At 67.2% G+C, this 15,771-nt stretch carries 14 protein-coding genes; 3 read left to right on the top strand and 11 right to left on the bottom strand.

The window, feature by feature from the left end; genetic code table 11:
* The first annotated feature begins 10 nt into the window (after positions 1-10).
* Both ACGTNF_RS09370 and ACGTNF_RS09365 read left to right on the top strand, forming a co-directional pair.
* Entirely contained in the window at positions 11-589 is a 579-nt protein-coding gene (locus tag ACGTNF_RS09370) for a sigma-70 family RNA polymerase sigma factor (protein WP_026068524.1), read from the top strand.
* On the top strand, positions 586-780 hold the full coding sequence (locus tag ACGTNF_RS09365) for a zf-HC2 domain-containing protein (protein WP_016855720.1): 195 nt from the start codon (positions 586-588) through the stop codon (positions 778-780). The genes ACGTNF_RS09370 and ACGTNF_RS09365 overlap by 4 nt, the downstream gene beginning before the upstream one ends.
* Before the next feature lies 1 nt (position 781).
* On the opposite strand, the gene ACGTNF_RS09360 is transcribed toward ACGTNF_RS09365, so the two are convergent.
* On the bottom strand, positions 782-1,240 hold the full coding sequence (locus ACGTNF_RS09360; protein ID WP_394601469.1) for a DUF302 domain-containing protein: 459 nt from the start codon (positions 1,238-1,240) through the stop codon (positions 782-784).
* 200 nt (positions 1,241-1,440) lie between these two features.
* Here ACGTNF_RS09360 and ACGTNF_RS09355 point away from each other — a divergent pair, with 200 nt between their 5' ends.
* Entirely contained in the window at positions 1,441-2,160 is a 720-nt protein-coding gene (locus ACGTNF_RS09355) for a DUF3047 domain-containing protein (protein ID WP_394601468.1), read from the top strand.
* A gap of 7 nt (positions 2,161-2,167) precedes the next feature.
* Here ACGTNF_RS09355 and ACGTNF_RS09350 read toward each other — a convergent pair whose 3' ends face one another.
* The 10 genes from ACGTNF_RS09350 to doeA all read right to left on the bottom strand — a co-directional run bounded on the left by ACGTNF_RS09350 (position 2,168) and on the right by doeA (position 15,736).
* A complete protein-coding gene (locus tag ACGTNF_RS09350) occupies positions 2,168-2,842 on the bottom strand; it encodes a haloacid dehalogenase type II (RefSeq protein ID WP_016855717.1) in 675 nt (224 codons plus the stop codon).
* A 140-nt stretch (positions 2,843-2,982) separates the two neighbouring features.
* Positions 2,983-4,392 carry an aminotransferase gene (locus ACGTNF_RS09345; RefSeq protein WP_394601467.1) on the bottom strand — a complete coding sequence of 470 codons (1,410 nt, stop codon included), beginning with the start codon at positions 4,390-4,392 and terminating at the stop codon, positions 2,983-2,985.
* A gap of 271 nt (positions 4,393-4,663) precedes the next feature.
* The gene (locus ACGTNF_RS09340; protein WP_394601466.1) at positions 4,664-6,145 is read right to left on the bottom strand and encodes an NAD-dependent succinate-semialdehyde dehydrogenase; all 1,482 of its coding nucleotides are present in this window, start codon (positions 6,143-6,145) and stop codon (positions 4,664-4,666) included.
* A gap of 183 nt (positions 6,146-6,328) precedes the next feature.
* Entirely contained in the window at positions 6,329-9,106 is a 2,778-nt protein-coding gene (locus tag ACGTNF_RS09335) for an aminotransferase class I/II-fold pyridoxal phosphate-dependent enzyme (RefSeq protein WP_016855714.1), read from the bottom strand.
* A 35-nt stretch (positions 9,107-9,141) separates the two neighbouring features.
* Positions 9,142-10,131 carry a C45 family autoproteolytic acyltransferase/hydrolase gene (locus ACGTNF_RS09330; RefSeq protein WP_394601465.1) on the bottom strand — a complete coding sequence of 330 codons (990 nt, stop codon included), beginning with the start codon at positions 10,129-10,131 and terminating at the stop codon, positions 9,142-9,144.
* Positions 10,132-10,187: 56 nt separating this feature from the next.
* Positions 10,188-11,807: a biotin carboxylase gene (locus ACGTNF_RS09325; RefSeq protein WP_394601464.1), complete on the bottom strand. Its 1,620-nt coding sequence runs from the start codon at positions 11,805-11,807 to the stop codon at positions 10,188-10,190.
* Positions 11,808-11,845: 38 nt separating this feature from the next.
* Complete coding sequence (locus ACGTNF_RS09320) at positions 11,846-12,715, bottom strand: carbon-nitrogen hydrolase family protein (RefSeq protein WP_394601463.1); 870 nt, start codon at positions 12,713-12,715, stop codon at positions 11,846-11,848.
* Positions 12,716-12,884: 169 nt separating this feature from the next.
* The gene (locus ACGTNF_RS09315; protein WP_394601462.1) at positions 12,885-13,364 is read right to left on the bottom strand and encodes an Lrp/AsnC family transcriptional regulator; all 480 of its coding nucleotides are present in this window, start codon (positions 13,362-13,364) and stop codon (positions 12,885-12,887) included.
* A 121-nt stretch (positions 13,365-13,485) separates the two neighbouring features.
* On the bottom strand, positions 13,486-14,526 hold the full coding sequence (gene doeB / locus ACGTNF_RS09310; protein ID WP_394601461.1) for a N(2)-acetyl-L-2,4-diaminobutanoate deacetylase DoeB: 1,041 nt from the start codon (positions 14,524-14,526) through the stop codon (positions 13,486-13,488).
* A gap of 10 nt (positions 14,527-14,536) precedes the next feature.
* The gene (gene doeA, locus ACGTNF_RS09305; RefSeq protein WP_016855708.1) at positions 14,537-15,736 is read right to left on the bottom strand and encodes an ectoine hydrolase DoeA; all 1,200 of its coding nucleotides are present in this window, start codon (positions 15,734-15,736) and stop codon (positions 14,537-14,539) included.
* Positions 15,737-15,771 lie beyond the last annotated feature (35 nt).

Genomic DNA, 15,771 nt, shown 5'->3' with positions numbered 1-15,771 from the left:
CGACCGAGCGATGGATGACAAGGCACACCGAATGGAGCGGCTCACGGCAGTGAGGCCGCGACTGGTCTCCTTCGCCCTCATGCATCTGCGGGATCGAAGCCGGGCAGAGGATGCCGTACAGGAGGCCATGATGTCCGCCATCGAGAAGAACGACAGCTTCGCCGGGCGCTCGGGCTACGAGACCTGGGTCTTCGGCATCCTCAAGTACAAGATCCTCGACGCCATGCGCGCCCAGAAGCGCCATGGGCAGTGGCAGCCGCTGGCGGACGAGAACGACGAGGAGGCGATCGACCGCCAGTTCCAGCAGAGCGGCCACTGGCGGCCGGATGCCAGGCCCCAGAGCTGGGGCGAGCCCGAGGCCGCCTTCGAGAGCGAGCACTTCTGGCGCGTCTTCGACGCCTGCATGATCGCCCTGCCCGACAGCGCCGCACGGATCTTCTCCCTGCGCGAGCTGATGGGCCTCTCCACCGAGGAGATCTGCCGGGAGCTCGAGATCAAGGAGAACAACTGCTGGGTCATGCTGCATCGCGCCCGGCTGAAACTGCGCGCCTGCATCGAGCAGGGCTGGCTCGAGGGAGATGCCTCATGATGATGTGCAAAGAAGCAACCCGCCTGATGTCGCTGCGCCAGGACCGCCCCCTCAGCTTCCAGGAGCGGCTCTCGCTGCGGCTGCACCTCGCCATGTGCGGCGCCTGCCGGGAGTGCAACCGGCAGTTCACGCTGCTGCACGAGGCCGGCCGGCGCTTCGGCCCCGAGGACAGCGACGAACCGCCGGCTTGAGTCAGCGGCCCGCGGCGGCCCCGGCCAGGCCCTCGAGCACGCCGGCGATCTTCTCCAGGGGCAGCTCACAGCCCTCCAGGCCGTGACGCTCGGCCAGGTAGTGGGGCGAGTTCCACTCCAGGCGCACGCCCTCGTCGGTCTCCCTCACCACCATCTTCTGCGGCAGGTCCAGCGCCGTGCTGCCCTGGCACTGCATCATGGGCGTGCCCGCCGCCGGGTTGCCGAACACGAAGGTGCGGGTCGGCGGCAGCGCGAGATCCACGCGCTGCGCATTGGCCGCATGGTCGACCACGGTCATCAGGGTCAGCCCCTTCTCCTCGATCGCCGCGCGCAGCCGCTGGTCGACGCGCTCGAACGCATCGTCCGATTCGAGATGCATGATGCCGTGGGTCTCCGCCTGCACGACCGGCGCCGCGGCCAGCAGCAGGCCCAGGGCCGCCCCGATCACTGCTCTGCTCATGATGTCTGTTCCTTCTCGTGGATGGCCCGCACAGCGTGGCCAACCCCCGCGACCCTGGCAAGTCCACCCGCCGGGGCGGCCGATCGGGGCCGCCGACGGCGGATAGGTGGGGCCCAGGGCGCGGCCGTCGGCCGACGACGCTGTAAGGATGGCCGGGCGTCCTCGACCGAGCCCGGTTCCCCGATCCCTGGAGTGCCCCCATGACGATTCGATCGCCACGCGTTTCCCCCCAGACATGCCCGGGTCGCCCGACGGGCCGCCGGCGGCTCGCCGCACTGCTGGCCGGACCGCTGCTGGCCGGGGCAGGCCTCACCGGAGCGGCCGACGACCTGCACTTCTCGCCGAAGGCGATTCACGACTGGCCGACCCGAGCCTTCGCCGGCGAGACCGAGTACCGGGTCGTCGACCTGGCGGGCACCCGGGCGCTTCGGGCCCGCGCCAGGGGGCAGGCCTCGGCCAAGTACCTGGAGCGCGAGATCGACCTCGAGGCGACGCCCTATCTGCACTGGTGCTGGCGCGTCTCGGAGACCCATCCGGGGCTCGACGAGACGCGCCAGGACGGCGACGACTACCCGGCCCGGGTCTACGTGGCCCGCAAGACGGGGCTGCTGCCCTGGCAGGTGGAGTCGGTGAACTACGTCTGGGCCTCGACCCAGCCGGCCGACAGCGCCTGGCCCAACGCCTTCACCGATCGCGCCCGGCTGTTGGCGCTGCGCAGCGGCGACGCGCGAGTCGGCGAGTGGGTGGCGGAGGTGCGCGACGTCGGCGCGGACTACCGGCGCCTGTTCGGCAGCCGCCCGGCCAGCATCGACGGCCTGGCCCTGATGAGCGACGGTGACAACGCCGGCGTCGATGCCACGGCCTGGTTCACCCACCTCGCCCTCTCCGCCTCGCCCACGCCGCCCGACTGCCCCGGATGAGGCCGGCTCAGGTCAGCCGATCGGCCAGCGCATCGAGGCCGGCCACGGTGAAGTCGGGCTCGATGCCCCAGGGGTCGAAGGGGGCCTCCGGGCTGCGCCTCACCCAGGCCGCGTGCAGGCCCGCATGACGCGCACCGATCACGTCGAAGGCGTTGCTGGAGACCAGCCAGGTATCGTCCGGCTCGGCCTCGAGGCTCTGGCGAAGGTGGAAGTAGACCGACGGATCGGGCTTGAAGCGCTTCACTTCGTCGACGCTGACGATCTCCTCGAAACGATCGCGCAGCCCCGCCGCGGAGAGCAGGCGGGTCACGGCTTCCTGGCTGCCGTTGGAGAAGGCCACGCAGCTGATGCCGGCCTCGGCCAGCCGCGCCAATGCCGGCGCGGCATCGGGGAAGGCCGGCAGCTGAGCGTAGCGGCTCATCAGGTGGTCCTTGTCGGCCTCGGACAGCCGGGTCTGCAGCGCCCGGTCGGTGTACTCGAGTGCCTCCCGGGTGCAGCGGGCGAAGTCCACGTAGGTCCCCATCAGGCCACGCCGGAAGCTGTACTCGAGCTGCTTGTCGCGCCAGCGGCGCGAGAACTCCGTCGCCTGCTCGGGGGCGGCCAGCTGCTGCTCCAGCTCGGTCACTATGCCGTGGGTATCGATCAGGGTGCCATAGACATCGAAGGCCAGTAGCGTCGCCATGGGCGTCTTCCTCCATACGAAAAACCTTCCCAAGACTGGGGCAGCATCGCGCCCGGCACAAGGGGACGAAGGGCGAGTGCGGCGCCCGGAACCAGAAACGCCGCGGGCGGGGCCGCGGCGTTTCTGGAGGCAGGAGGCGATCAGGCGGTCTGCAGCACGCCTTCGCGGGTCAGCTCGTCGGTGACCTTGTTCACCGCGCGCTCGGTGCGGGCGATGATCTCGTCGACCTCATCGCGGGTGGCGACCAGCGGCGGGGCGAAGCCGAGGATGTCACCCTGCGGCATGGCGCGGGCGATCAGGTTCTCCTCGAGGGCGGCGGCGGCGATGCGCGGCGCGACCTTGAGCGACGGATCGAAGTGGGTGCGCTTCTCCGGGTCGGCGGAGAACTCCAGCGAGGCCAGCATGCCGACGCCGCGCGCCTGGCCGACGATCGGGTGGTCGCCGAAGGTCGCGGCCATGCGCTCCTGCAGGTAGGCGCCGGTCTCGGCGGCGTTGGCGGTCAGGCCTTCGCGCTCGATGATCGCCAGGTTGGCCAGGCCGGCGGCACAGCCCAGGGCGTGGCCGGAGTAGGTCCAGCCGTGGCCGATCGGGCCGTATTCGCCGGTGCCCTGCTCGAGCACCCGCCACACGCGGTCGCCGACGATCACGGCGGAGAGCGGCTGGTAGGCGCTGGTCAGGCCCTTGGCGGTGGTCATCAGGTCCGGCTTGATGCCGTAGTGGTGGCTGCCGAAGTCGGCGCCGATGCGCCCGAAGCCGCACACCACCTCGTCGGCGATCAGCAGCACGTCGTACTTGTCGAGCACGGCCTGGATCTCGTCCCAGTAGCCTTCCGGCGGCGGCACGATGCCGCCGGTGCCGAGCACCGGCTCGCCGATGAAGGCGGCCACGGTGTCCGGGCCCTCGGCCAGGATCATCTCCTCGAGCCTGGCGGCGCAGTGCCTGGAGAACTCGCGCTCGGTCATGCCCTCCTGCTCGGCGGCGCGGTGGTAGTAGTACGGCGCCTCGGTGTGCAGGATGCCGTCCATCGGCAGGTCGAACTGGTCGTGGAAGGCCTTGAGGCCGGTCAGCGAGCCGGTGGCGATGCCGGAGCCGTGGTAGCCGCGCATGCGCGAGATGACCTTCTTCTTCTGCGGACGACCGAGCACGTTGTTGTAGTAACGCACGATCTTGAGCTGGGTCTCGTTGGCGTCACTGCCGGACATGCCGTAGTAGACCTTGGACATGCCGGGGCCGGCCAGCTCGAGGATCTTCTCGGACAGGGCGATCTGCGGCTCGTTCGAGTGCCCCACATAGGTGTGGTAGTAGGACATCTCGAGGGCCTGCTGGTAGATGGCCTCGGCCACCTCGGTGCGGCCATAGCCGATGTTGACGCAGTACAGGCCGGCGAAGCCGTCGATGAACTCGCGGCCGTCCTTGTCGACGATGTTGATGCCCTTGCCACCGGTGATCACGCGGCCCGGCGCGTCGCCGTGGGCGAAGTCGCGCAGGTGGGTGGAGGCGTGGAAGGTCACCTTGCGGTCGCGGTCGATCAGGTCCTGATGGGTGGTCATGCGTGTCTCCAGTAGGACTCCCCGACGCCGTCGGGGAGGAGGTTCGTCGTTCGTCATGCGCGGACCGGCCACCGCCGATCCTCTTCCTAAACCCGCGCCGCTCGGGCACAGCTTGCTGAAAAAACTTCTGCCTCAAAACAAGAGAGCTCTGCGAGCGACGGCCAGACAAGGCGGATCCTGGAGAGAACAGCGGAGTTTACGTTCCGTAAATGAGCATGTTCGATCGGACTCGCGCCCGAGACAGGATCCAACGCCGTATGGCCGAGCGCAGCTAGCTCCCTGATACCGAGCCCAGGGCGCCGAGACAGTAGTACTTCGTCTCCAGATACTCGTCGATGCCGGTCACGCCGCCCTCGCGGCCCAGGCCGGACTGCTTGACGCCGCCGAAGGGCACCGGCGGGCCGGTCATCTTCACCGAGTTGACCGAGACCATGCCGTACTCCAGCGCCCGCAGCAGCTTCCAGATGCGCCGGATGTCGTGGGTGTAGACGTAGGCGGCCAGGCCGTACTCGGTGTCGTTGGCCATCTCGATGACCTCGTCGTCGTCGCGGTAGGCGGTGATGCCCGCCACCGGGGCGAAGTTCTCCTCGCGCCAGACCTTCATCTGCGGCGTCACCCCGGTCAACAGGGTCGGCATGAAGAAGTTCTCGCCCGGCGCCCGGTTCTGGTCGCCGGCCACCAGGGTGGCGCCGCGGGAGACGGCGTCGTCGACGATGGCCGCGGCCTTGTCCACCGCCTGGCGGTGGATCAGCGGCCCCAGGTCGACCTCGCCGTCCAGGCCGTTGCCCACGGTCAGCGCCGCCATGCGCTCGGCGAACTGCTCGACGAAGGCGTCGTGGATCGACTCGTGCACCAGGATGCGGTTGGCCGCCAGGCAGTCCTGGCCGGCGGTCTGGAACTTGGCCGCCACGGCGGCGAAGGCCGCTTCCTTGGGGTCCATGTCCGGGCCGACGATGAAGGGCGCATTGCCGCCGAGCTCCAGCGACACCCGCTTGACGGTATGGGCGCACTGCTCGATCAGCAGCCGGCCGACCCGGGTGGAGCCGGTGAACGACAGCGCCTTGATGCGATCCTCATCGCACAAAAGCTTCGAGACCTGGGCGGCATCGCCCAGCACCACGTTGAAGATGCCGGCCGGAATGCCGGCGCGCTCGGCCAGCTCGGCCAGCGCCAGCGCCGAGAACGGCGTCTCGTGGGCCGGCTTGACGATCACCGGGCAGCCGGCGGCCATGGCGGCGGCGGCCTTGCGGGTGATCATCGCCAGCGGGAAGTTCCAGGGCGTGATCAGCGCGGCGATGCCCACCGGCTCCTTGAGCGTGCCAAGCGCGGCGTTGGGAATGTGGCTGGGAATGGTCTCGCCGAAGGTACGCTTGCCCTCCTCGGCGAACCAGCGCACGAAGCTGGCGCCGTACTCGACCTCGCCGCGGGCGTCCGGCAGCGGCTTGCCCTGCTCGCGGGTCATGATCAGCGCCAGATCCTCGCGATGGGCCTGCAGCAGGTCGTACCAGGCCAGCAGACGCTCGCAGCGCTCGTCGGCGCGCAGCGCCCGCCAGTGCACGAAGGCCGCCTCGGCGGCGTCCACGGCGGCGCCGATCTGCGCCGCCTCGAGCAGCGGAATATGGCCCAGCACCTCACCGGTGGCCGGGTCGACGACCGCATCCTCGCGGCCCTCGTCGCCGTGGGTCCACTTGCCGTCGACATAGGCGTACTGCCGGAACAGGCGCGGGTCGTCGAGCATGTTGGACAGCGTCATAAGCACCTCCCCTGAAACGCCGATGCAGGATCGTATCGGCGATGACATGGCTCCGCGGCGGTTGCCGCGCGATGAAGTCAGGGTAAGGCAGGAAGGCGGGCGGGAGTTTTTGAAGTCGAGCGCCGGAGACGTGACGTTTTTTCGTTCCGGCGCCAAAGAGTTGCGATTTTTTTCGTCCTGCCCTCAGTAGGCCGGCGGCGCTGCCAGGGCGGCCTCGGTGAACACCAGCAGGCCGAGCTCGGGGCGATAGCCGTGGATCTCCTTGACGTCCAGGGCCTGCAGGAAGTGCAGGATCTCCTCGCTGACCACCTGCCCCGGCACCAGCACCGGAAAGCCCGGCGGGTAGGGAATCACGAAGCTCGCCGAGACCACGTCGCGTCCCTGGCGCGCCTGGGCCTGCAGCTCGCCGTTGTCGAAGCGCAGGTACTCGGTGTTCTCCTCGTCGTAGCTCAGGAAGTAGGCGCTGCGGATGTCTCCCTCGGGGGTCTCGGGGCCGCGACGGAAGGCGTCGTGGAAGCGGCTGAAGTCGGGCAGCGGCGGCAGCTCCCGGGTCAGCGAGTGGACGCGGTGCTCGATGATCTTGCGTTCGGGACGGCTGCTGTCCTCCCAGCGGTTCTCGAACTCCTTGGCCAGCTTGATCAGCACGTCGAGCAGGTAGGCGATGGAGCCCCGGGTGGTGCCGATGTTGGTCATGAACAGCACGGTGTTGCGCGACGTCTTGTTGATCTGGATGCCGTACTTGTTCATCAGGTATTCGTTCTTGAAGGCGTCGCCGTCGACCCCGGTCGCGCCGATGCCGATGGTCACCCGGGAGGGGTCGACCACGAACTCGTCTCGCGCCCAGGCCTCTTCCATCTGATTCCAGCCGGTCACCGGATCGTAGTAGGACTCGACGCCGGACTCCCGATACTCCGCGGGCACCATATCGGCGTTCTTGAGCACCCGGAAATACTTCTGCAGCAGCGGATGATTATACAGCTGCTCGCGCAGTGACAGTGCCGCCTCGACCTGGGCGTGCACCAGCTCGAAGCCTTCCATCTCGGCCTGCATGCGCCCCACGTCCAGCGAGGCCAGGATCTGGTAGTTGGGCGACGTCGAGGTGTGGGTCATGTAGGCCTCGTGGAAAGGCGCCTCGACGCGCTGACGATAGTCCTGATCGTAGACGTGAATCATCGAGCCCTGACGCAGTGAGGTCAGGGTCTTGTGGGTGGAGTGGGTGGCGTAGGTGCGAATGCGCACGAGATCGGGGTCCGGCAGCAGCGGACGCTCGAGCCAGGTGGCGTCGTCGTCGGGGTCGAGGGCGTCGAACTCGGCCTTCCAGGCCGCGTACTCCTCGCGATAGGCCTCGCTGCGGTAACGGTCGCGCAGCGTGCGCGCCGCGTGCATGGCGGTGCGCGGCCGATAGGTCGGATTGAAGGAAGCGAAGGCGAACCAGGCCTCGTCCCACAGGAACACCAGATCCGGCTTGATCGCCAGGCACTCCTCCATCACCCGGCGCACGTTGTAGACCACGCCGTCGAAGGTGCAGTTGGTCAGCAGCAGCATCTTCACCCGATCGAGTTCACCGGCGCGACGATAGGCAAGCAGGGTCTTCTTGATCTCGTGCAGCGGCACCGCACCGTACATCGAGTAGTCGTTGAGGGGATAGGAATCCAGATAGCTGACGTGGGCCCCGGCCAGCACCATGCCGTAGTGGTGCGACTTGTGACAGTCGCGGTCGACCAGCACGATGTCTCGAGGCTTGATCAGCGCCTGGACCACGATCTTGTTGGCGGTCGAGGTACCGTTGGTCACGAAGAAGCTCTGGCGGGCGCCAAAGGCTCGGGCGGCGTATTCCTGGGCCTTCTTGATCGGCCCGAAGGGCTGCAGCAGCGAGTCCAGGCCACCCGAGGTCGCCGAGGTCTCGGCGAGGAAGATGTTGATGCCGTAGAAGTCGATCATGTGCCCCGCCCAGTGCGAGCGGGTCACCGACTTGCCGCGCGAGATGGGCATGGCATGGAACACGCCGGTAGGCTTCTTGCTGTACTCGCGCAGCGCATCGAAGAAGGGCGTGCGATAGCGCTCGTCGATCGCCCGCAGGATGGTGTGATGCTGCTCGATGTAGTCGGTCTCGCGGTAGAAGATCCGCTTGAAGTAGCGAATGTCGCTGCTGGCGGTACTCTCCACGTCGCCGCTGCTGACCAGGAACTGGTCCACCTCCGGACGCAGCTCCTGGATCATCGAGCTGAGCAGGATGCTGCGCTCCGCCTCGGAATGCGTCTCTATCGACTGCTCGGACAACCCCTCGAGATAGCCGCGCAGGGCGCTGAGGTTGTACTTCGACTTGAAGGGAAAGTCGAAGCGGATCAGGCAGGCCTGGATGTTGGGATTGACCAGCACCGCGATCAGGGCATCCTCGAAGCTGCGGGCGGTGACCACGTCATAGACGAAGCGGTCCTCGGGCCGGCGCAGGTTGTGGAAGGCCTCGCGCACCACCTCCTCTTCCTGGGGCGAGCAGTTGTCGACGATCAGCAACTCGAAGTAGGGCTGAGCCGAGCTGTTGGAGGCCGGGTGGCCGCGACGCAGCTGGTTCAGGGCATCCAGGGTTTCCAGATCCTCGGCATCGGCGTCGGTCTCGCTGAGGTCGACGTGGCGACGCCGGTAGGACTCGCTGATCAGCGCCCGCACCAGGCGCTTGACCACCTTTTCGAGCAGCTCGTACTCCTCGCGGTCGAACAGCGCCCAGATGTGCCGGAAATCCTCCTTTGAGGGGAAGGCGTGGTAGTCCTCGATGATCTCCAGGCGAGTCAGCTTGACGTCGATCGCCTTGACCAGCTGGCGCTCGCCTCCCTCTCCCTTGAGTCGCACCAGCTGGCCGAGGTCGCGCTTGAGCGCGTTCCAGGTATCGGCGCGCAGTTGGGAAATCTTGTGATAGAACCCCAGCGCGGTGTAGGACGTTTCGGTGTGGCTGCTCTCGTGCATGGCGGTCCCCTTAGTGGCTCTTGTTCTGCACCCTCTCAGCCCGTATAGAGCCCCCGCGCCCCGTAGCGCACGGTGATGCGTTCCTCAGAAAAGTCGTCGAAGCCCAGCTCCAGGGCGAGTCCCGGCCAGCGGAAGCCGACTCGCCCCTCGGTCGGGCGATAGACGGCGGTGTAGATGGTACCCAGGCCGCGGCCGTAGTCATGACGAAACAGCGGCGGCGAGGCGAAGGCGGAGATGAGGCGCGCCTCGCTGGTGTCCTCGTCGTCCACCAGGATCGACAGCTGGCGCTCGCGGATCAGCGTCTCCGACGCCAGGGCATGGGCGTACCACTCGATCTTCTTCTGGTGGTTGGTGGCCACCGGCACGCGACGGATGCTGGCGCGGCGGTCGGGAGCGATCATCGCCGTCACATAGCGACCGCTCCGGTCGGCGACGGTGATGTTGTAGGCCATGTGCGTCGGCACCCGCTTCAGCACCTCGGCGGCCTGGGGCACGTCGTCACAGGTCTCGAGCACGTAACGCAGGATGATCGGCGCGCCGAAGCCATCGCCCACCGCCTTGCGGCCGCCGAAGGCCAGGGAGACCGTCAGCCCGGCATCGTTCATGCCGTCGAGCACACCCCACAGGCAATCCGACATGGCGATCACCCGACGCTGGTTCCAGCGGCTGTAGAGGATGGTGCCCTCACACAGCTCCGGCGGGTAATCGTAGTTGCGGGCCAGCACCGTCGCCGACGGCCGGGCCAGCACCGCCTGGGAGCAGCCAGTGATATAGGCCGGCGGCCGGTACAGGCTCAGCAAGCGAGCGCTGAGGTCGCCCCCGCCGGCCAGCTCGCACAGGGTCCGATAGGTGTCCACCAGCTCGGGCATATGGCGACGCAAGGCGTTGTAGCAGGCCAGATAGGCCGGCCGCTCACGCTCGCCCTCGCTCAGGTACCACTGCTCGTAGGCCGGCCAGTGGTAGTCGAACAGCGACCGCCACTTGGCCCCCGGGGACGCCTCCCGCACGGTGCGAAAGTCCAGCATCTTGTCCGACCCGCCCCCCGACCCGCCCGGCGGCGGGCCAGCGTGGTGTCTCCCGCTCATAGGATCTTGAAGTTGCCGCCGCCGATGGCATGGCTGACGGCGACCTCCTCCACCACCGGATCCTGAAGGGGCTGGCCGGAGAACTCACCGCGAATGCCCTCGATCCACGCCTTGGCCCGCTCGGTGAGCTGGAAATCGTCGTCCATCAGTCGACCGCGGGTGATCAGAATCCCCAGGTCGGCCCCCTCGTAGCGGAAATCGCCCTCGCCGCTGATGCGCAGGAAGAAGGCCTCGCACTCGTTCTCGGCGGCATGAGGATGCGAATCGTAGTGGTCGTAGGCGATGCGGCCGTCCTCCCCCATTCTCCACACGCCCGAGGCCGGCGCGGCGGTCAGCAGGTCGACGCTCTCCTCGGTGTGCTTGATGACCAGCTGGCTCCAGCTGTCGATGCTCTCGGGATGCGACCAACGATCATTGATCTCGGCGATATCGAGCTCGAAGTCCAGGTCCGAGAACTCCAGCAGGTGGAACAGGAACAGCGGGATGTCGGAGTGGGCGAAGGCCGCCACGTTGGTCAGCGAGCTGGCCCCGGTGACCCGCGGGTTGAGCTCGCCGAGATAGACATCGCCGCCGTCCATGTCGATCAGGAAGTCGAGCTCGAAGTAGCCCCGGTACCCCTCCTCGCGCAGCGCCTCGCCGAACTTGAAGGTGTACTCCCGAGCCTTGTCACGCACCGACTGGCTGAAGGCCCCGGCGAACATCTCGTTGCCGCACCAGCCGCCCTTGTAGGGCGTCAGCGACTTGAAGCCGACCAGCTCGGTCATCAGCGGGCCGACCACGGTGCCGCTGCGAGTGGCACAGGCCTCGATGGCCGAGCCGCGGCAGTTGATGCGCTTCATGATCTTGACCTCGGGCTCGGCCTCGATCTCCTCGGCGACCTTGTAGTAGTCCTCCTCGCTGGCGATGAAGAAGGTGGTATGCCCCGAGTCGCCGTAGGCGGTCTGCACCACCAGGTCGGTACCAAGCTCGCGGCTGGCCTCCAGCAGCTCCTGGTAGCTGCCCACCTTGGCCAGCACGTTCGGCACGCTGGGCACCCCGGCCTTGTTGCCGATGCGCACGGTCTCGATCTTGTTGTCCATGCGCGAGCGCAGCGCCGCCGGCGGGAAGGCGACCTTGAGCCCCAGCTGGTCGCAGATCTCCTCGGTGTGCTCGTCGAACATCAGGAAGGTGGCGATACCGCCGTCATCCCCCTGGGTACGAGAGTGGATGAAGTCGATCACCTCCTTGTGCTCGAGGAGGTAGTTGTTGATGTCCTCGATGCCCTCGAAGTCGCGGGGAAACTTCTCCCGGGGCACGAAGACGTTGCGTTGACGCCGGTCGAAGCAGTCGATGTAGTTGATGTGGCGAAAGCTACCGACCCAGTCGCCGATCCCCAGCAGGTTGAAGTTGGTCGCCGAGATGAAATAGATCGGTCGCTTGTTGTTGAGAAAATGGCGACGGACATCGGCAATACTAGTTATTTTGCTGCTCATTGTGATCGCTCCCTGAAGGTCTTCGGAAGCCCCGCGTCCCGCCGCGGCAGGGGCGGAGCGCTCGGGCTGGTCGGCGCCGGCATCACCGGCGGCCGCGGACGAATGGAACAGGCGACGCAGGCCATCGAGGATTCGGGCGAACATGGGGGCTCCTCAGTTCCGGAATTGTTCCTGCGAGACGGTCAGTAATCCTCAATATTAGTTCGTTGTGGCTTTTCGAGTGGCCCCAGGGTATCGAGGAAGGGCGAGGAGCCGCCCTCGTGACGATACAGCGTGAAGTCGACGCGCCGATCCCGAAAGCTCTTGAGCGGCTGGCCGAGGCCGCGCAGGCCGGTTTCGCGCTCGCGGCGCACGCGGCCCAGGTCGACCTCCACGGGCATGATCTCCTCGCCGGTGCCGGCCTGGTGGATGACGTCGCCGGACGGCCCGACCACGATGGAGCGCCCGTTGCCGATGGCCCCCGCACCGTTGATGTCAAAGAAGTAGCACTGGTTGACCGCGGCATTGGTGCGCGCGATCGACAGCTCGATGTCGCGGTCGATGGTGTCGGTCATGGTCGGATGCAGGATCACCTCGGCGCCCATCGCCGCCAGGGTGCGGGTGGTCTCGGGGAACCACATGTCGTAGCAGATCGACACGCCGAAGCGCCCCACCTGCGGCACGTCGAAGACGACGAACTCCTCGCCGCTCTCCACGCCGGCCTCGTAGGGGCGGAACGGAAACATCTTGCGGTAGCGCGTCACGACTTCACCGCGGGGGTTGATCACCGACAGGGTGTTATAGATGGCATCACCGGCCTGCTCGAACATCGAGCCCGGAATCAGCCAGATGCGGTGCTTCTCGGCCAGGTGGCAGAACACCGCCTCGGCGTGACTGGGCATCGGCTGGGCGTGATGCGGCGAGGCGCCCAACGGCATCAGCTCGCTGAACAGCACCATCTGCACCTGGGGAAAGCGGCTCATCAGCACATCGATGCGATGGCGCATGGCGTCGGTGTTGTCACCGTGATGCAGGGCATGCATCTGGACACCGGCAATCGTGAAATAGGACATGTCATACCCTCTGCGTCAGGCGATCTCGAATCACTGCAGGCGGCCGGCGCCACGCATCGTGCTACGCCGGAGGGATCGCCCGGCGTGGGGGAAACCCCACCACTCCTCTAGCTTATGCCACGCGCGGCGGCGAGAATCAACGCAGCAGGAACGCCGCAGGCTGCCGCCCTCAGTCCGATACGAAGTCACCGGCGGCGAATCCGCTATCGGGCCGCTTGACGCGCTTGGTGACGATGTAGGTGAAATAGCGCTCGATGCCGGCGTCGGACATCAGCCAGGCGTCGATCAGGCGCTGATAGGCGTCGATGGAGGCGGCCTCGAACTTGACCAGGTAATCCACGCCGCCGCCCACGGCCACGCACTCGACGGCCTCGGGGGTGTCGCGCACCAGGGCCTCGAAGCGGGCGAAGCTCTCGGCGTTGTGGCTCTTGAGTTCGATCTGTACCCACACCGGGGTGCGCGGCCGCAGCACGTTTGGGTCGATCCGCGCCCCGTAGCCCTCGATGATGCCGGCCCTCTCCAGCCGCCGCACCCGCTCCCAGCAGGGGCTGACCGAGAGGTTGATCGCCTCGGCCAGCTTCGACTTGGTGATGCGCCCCTCGCGGGACAGGATCTCGAGGATCTTGAGATCGTAGCGATCGAGCTTCATGTCAGACCACCATCCCAGCTGATTGCGCTCGGCCATGCCGCGTTGAACAGCGTCTCAAGATGCTCATTTACCCCCCGTAAACTCCGCGCTTTCGGCGCTGTTCGCCTTGCCTGGCCGTCGCTCATTGGCGCTGGGGCTGGGTCTGACCGGCGTCGAGCGCATCGACCACCTCGGCGATCACCGCGATGGTGTCGCCCATGTTGACGTTGGCCGGGAAGCGGCGCGCCATCAGCAGGCCGTCGCGCTCGGCGCGGTACTCGATGGGCGCGGCGCCGCTGCGGGTCATGTCGTAGACCCGGGCGATCACCTGGCCGCGCTCCACCGTCTCGCCCAGCGCCACCGTCAGCTCGAGCAGCCCGGTGTGCTCACTCTGCACGTAGCAGCTGGCGTCCGGCATGTCGAGATAGACCTGGGGCTCGGTGGGCGCCTCGATCTCGCCCTCGACCAGCCCGAAGTGGACCAGGAAGTTGTGGATGCCGCGCTCGGTGATGGCCAGGCTCTGCGGCGTGGAGGTGCCGCCGCCGCCAAGCTCGGTGGCCACGAACACCTTGCCCTGGCGCTCCACGGCGGTGTCGAACAGCGCCTCGGCGTCGAGCTCGAACATGATCATGGCGTAGGGCGCGCCGAACGCCTTGGCGCCGTCCAGGGCGCGGCGCTGCTGCTCGGCGTCGTCGAGCACGTGGGAGGCGGCGAAGGGCACGATGTCCAGGGTGCGGCCGCCGGAGTGCAGGTCGAGCACCGCGTCGCTCATCGGCACCAGGATGCGGGTGAAGTAGTCGGCGATCTTCTCGGTGACGCTGCCGTCGGGGTCGCCGGGAAAGCTGCGGTTGAGGTTGCCGCCGTCCATCGGCGAGGTGCGCTTGCCGGCCTGGGCCGCCGGGGTGTTCATCATCGGCACGATGATCACCCGGCCGCTGACGTCATCGGCGGCGAGCGAGCTCGACAGCTTCTGCAGCGCGGTGATGCCCTCGTACTCGTCGCCGTGGTTGCCGCCGGTCAGCAGCGCGGTCGGGCCCTCGCCGTTCTTGACCACGGTGATCGGGATCATCACCGCCCCCCAGGCCGACTCGTCGTTGGAGATCGGCAGCTTGAGGAAACCGTGCTGAACGCCGTCGGCCTCGAAGTCGACGGTGGCGGCGATGGGGCTCGGTCGCTTGCTCATGGGATGCTCCTTACTTGACGAACAGCTGGCGGGGGAAGTCGGCCAGCGTCTCGCAGCCGTTTTCGGTGATCAGGATGCTCTCGGTGATTTCCAGGCCCCAGTCGTCGACCCACAGGCCGGGCATGAAGTGGAAGGTCATGCCCGGCTCGAGGACCGTCTCGTCGGAGGGGCGCAGGCTCATGGTGCGCTCGCCCCAGTCCGGCGGATAGCTGATGCCGATGGGATAGCCGCAGCGCGCGCCGCCGCGGTCGAAGCCGTACTTGTCCATGGCCGCGCCCAGCGCCATGGCGATGTCCGCGGTGCGGTTGCCGGGCTTGGCCACCTCGAGGCCGTGCTCGATGCCCTCGAGCAGCGCCGACTCGGCGCGCACGAACTCCGCCGGCGGCCGTCCCAGGAACACGGTGCGCGACATCGGCGCGTGGTAGCGCTTGAACACCCCGGCGATCTCGAAGAAGGTGCCCTCGCCCTCGCGGAACGGCGTGTCGTCCCAGGTCAGGTGCGGCGCGGCGGCGTCCTTGCCGGTGGGCAGCATCGGCACGATGGCCGGATAGTCGCCGCCATACACCTTGCCATGTTCGTCCTTCCAGCCCTCGATGCCGACCCGGTAGATCTCCGAGACCAGCTTGCTCTTGGGCAGGCCCGGCTCGATCACCTCGAGGATGCGCGAATGCATGCCCTCGACGATGCGCGCCGCGATGCGCATGTATTCGATCTCCTGAGCCGACTTGATCGCCCGGCACCAGTTGACCAGGCCGTTGGCGTCCATGAAGCGAGCGTGGGGCAGCTCGCGCAGCAGCGACTGATAGGCCTTGGCCGAGAAGTAGTAGTTGTCCATCTCCATGCCCACCACGCCCTGGTGCCAGCCGCGATCGGGCATGATCGACTGGGCCAGGTATTCCATGGGGTGCATGTCCGGATTCTGCACGTAGTGATCCGGGTAGTAGGTGAGGTTCTCGGGGTCCATCCAGCAGGTGCGCAGCGCCCCGTTGGCGTCCATGCGCCGGCCGTACCACACCGGCTCGCCTTCGAGCCCGAGCAGCACGCACTGGTGCACGTAGAAGGACCAGCCGTCGTAGCCGGTCAGCCAGGCCATGTTCGAGGGGTCGCTGATGATCAGCACGTCGATGCCGCGGCTCGCCATCTCGGCGCGGACCTTCCACAGTCGGCCGGCGTACTCCTCGCGAGTGAAAGGGAGGGAAACCTGAATCATGAAATCGCTCGTCCAACGATCACGTCACCGATACC

The organism is Halomonas sp. B23F22_10 (assembly GCF_043496975.1).
GTDB lineage: Bacteria > Pseudomonadota > Gammaproteobacteria > Pseudomonadales > Halomonadaceae > Halomonas > Halomonas smyrnensis.
This window is presented reverse-complemented; position numbering and strand designations above follow the sequence as displayed.

What these genes read in the sequence shown, in the direction of transcription:
- ACGTNF_RS09370 (WP_026068524.1), top strand. Translation starts at nt 11, where the DNA reads ATGGATGACAAGGCACACCGAATGGAGCGGCTCACGGCAGTGAGGCCG.
- ACGTNF_RS09365 (WP_016855720.1), top strand. Translation starts at nt 586, where the DNA reads ATGATGATGTGCAAAGAAGCAACCCGCCTGATGTCGCTGCGCCAGGAC.
- ACGTNF_RS09360 (WP_394601469.1), bottom strand. Translation starts at nt 1,240, where the DNA reads ATGAGCAGAGCAGTGATCGGGGCGGCCCTGGGCCTGCTGCTGGCCGCG.
- ACGTNF_RS09355 (WP_394601468.1), top strand. Translation starts at nt 1,441, where the DNA reads ATGACGATTCGATCGCCACGCGTTTCCCCCCAGACATGCCCGGGTCGC.
- ACGTNF_RS09350 (WP_016855717.1), bottom strand. Translation starts at nt 2,842, where the DNA reads ATGGCGACGCTACTGGCCTTCGATGTCTATGGCACCCTGATCGATACC.
- ACGTNF_RS09345 (WP_394601467.1), bottom strand. Translation starts at nt 4,392, where the DNA reads ATGACCACCCATCAGGACCTGATCGACCGCGACCGCAAGGTGACCTTC.
- ACGTNF_RS09340 (WP_394601466.1), bottom strand. Translation starts at nt 6,145, where the DNA reads ATGACGCTGTCCAACATGCTCGACGACCCGCGCCTGTTCCGGCAGTAC.
- ACGTNF_RS09335 (WP_016855714.1), bottom strand. Translation starts at nt 9,106, where the DNA reads ATGCACGAGAGCAGCCACACCGAAACGTCCTACACCGCGCTGGGGTTC.
- ACGTNF_RS09330 (WP_394601465.1), bottom strand. Translation starts at nt 10,131, where the DNA reads ATGCTGGACTTTCGCACCGTGCGGGAGGCGTCCCCGGGGGCCAAGTGG.
- ACGTNF_RS09325 (WP_394601464.1), bottom strand. Translation starts at nt 11,807, where the DNA reads ATGTTCGCCCGAATCCTCGATGGCCTGCGTCGCCTGTTCCATTCGTCC.
- ACGTNF_RS09320 (WP_394601463.1), bottom strand. Translation starts at nt 12,715, where the DNA reads ATGTCCTATTTCACGATTGCCGGTGTCCAGATGCATGCCCTGCATCAC.
- ACGTNF_RS09315 (WP_394601462.1), bottom strand. Translation starts at nt 13,364, where the DNA reads ATGAAGCTCGATCGCTACGATCTCAAGATCCTCGAGATCCTGTCCCGC.
- doeB (WP_394601461.1), bottom strand. Translation starts at nt 14,526, where the DNA reads ATGAGCAAGCGACCGAGCCCCATCGCCGCCACCGTCGACTTCGAGGCC.
- doeA (WP_016855708.1), bottom strand. Translation starts at nt 15,736, where the DNA reads ATGATTCAGGTTTCCCTCCCTTTCACTCGCGAGGAGTACGCCGGCCGA.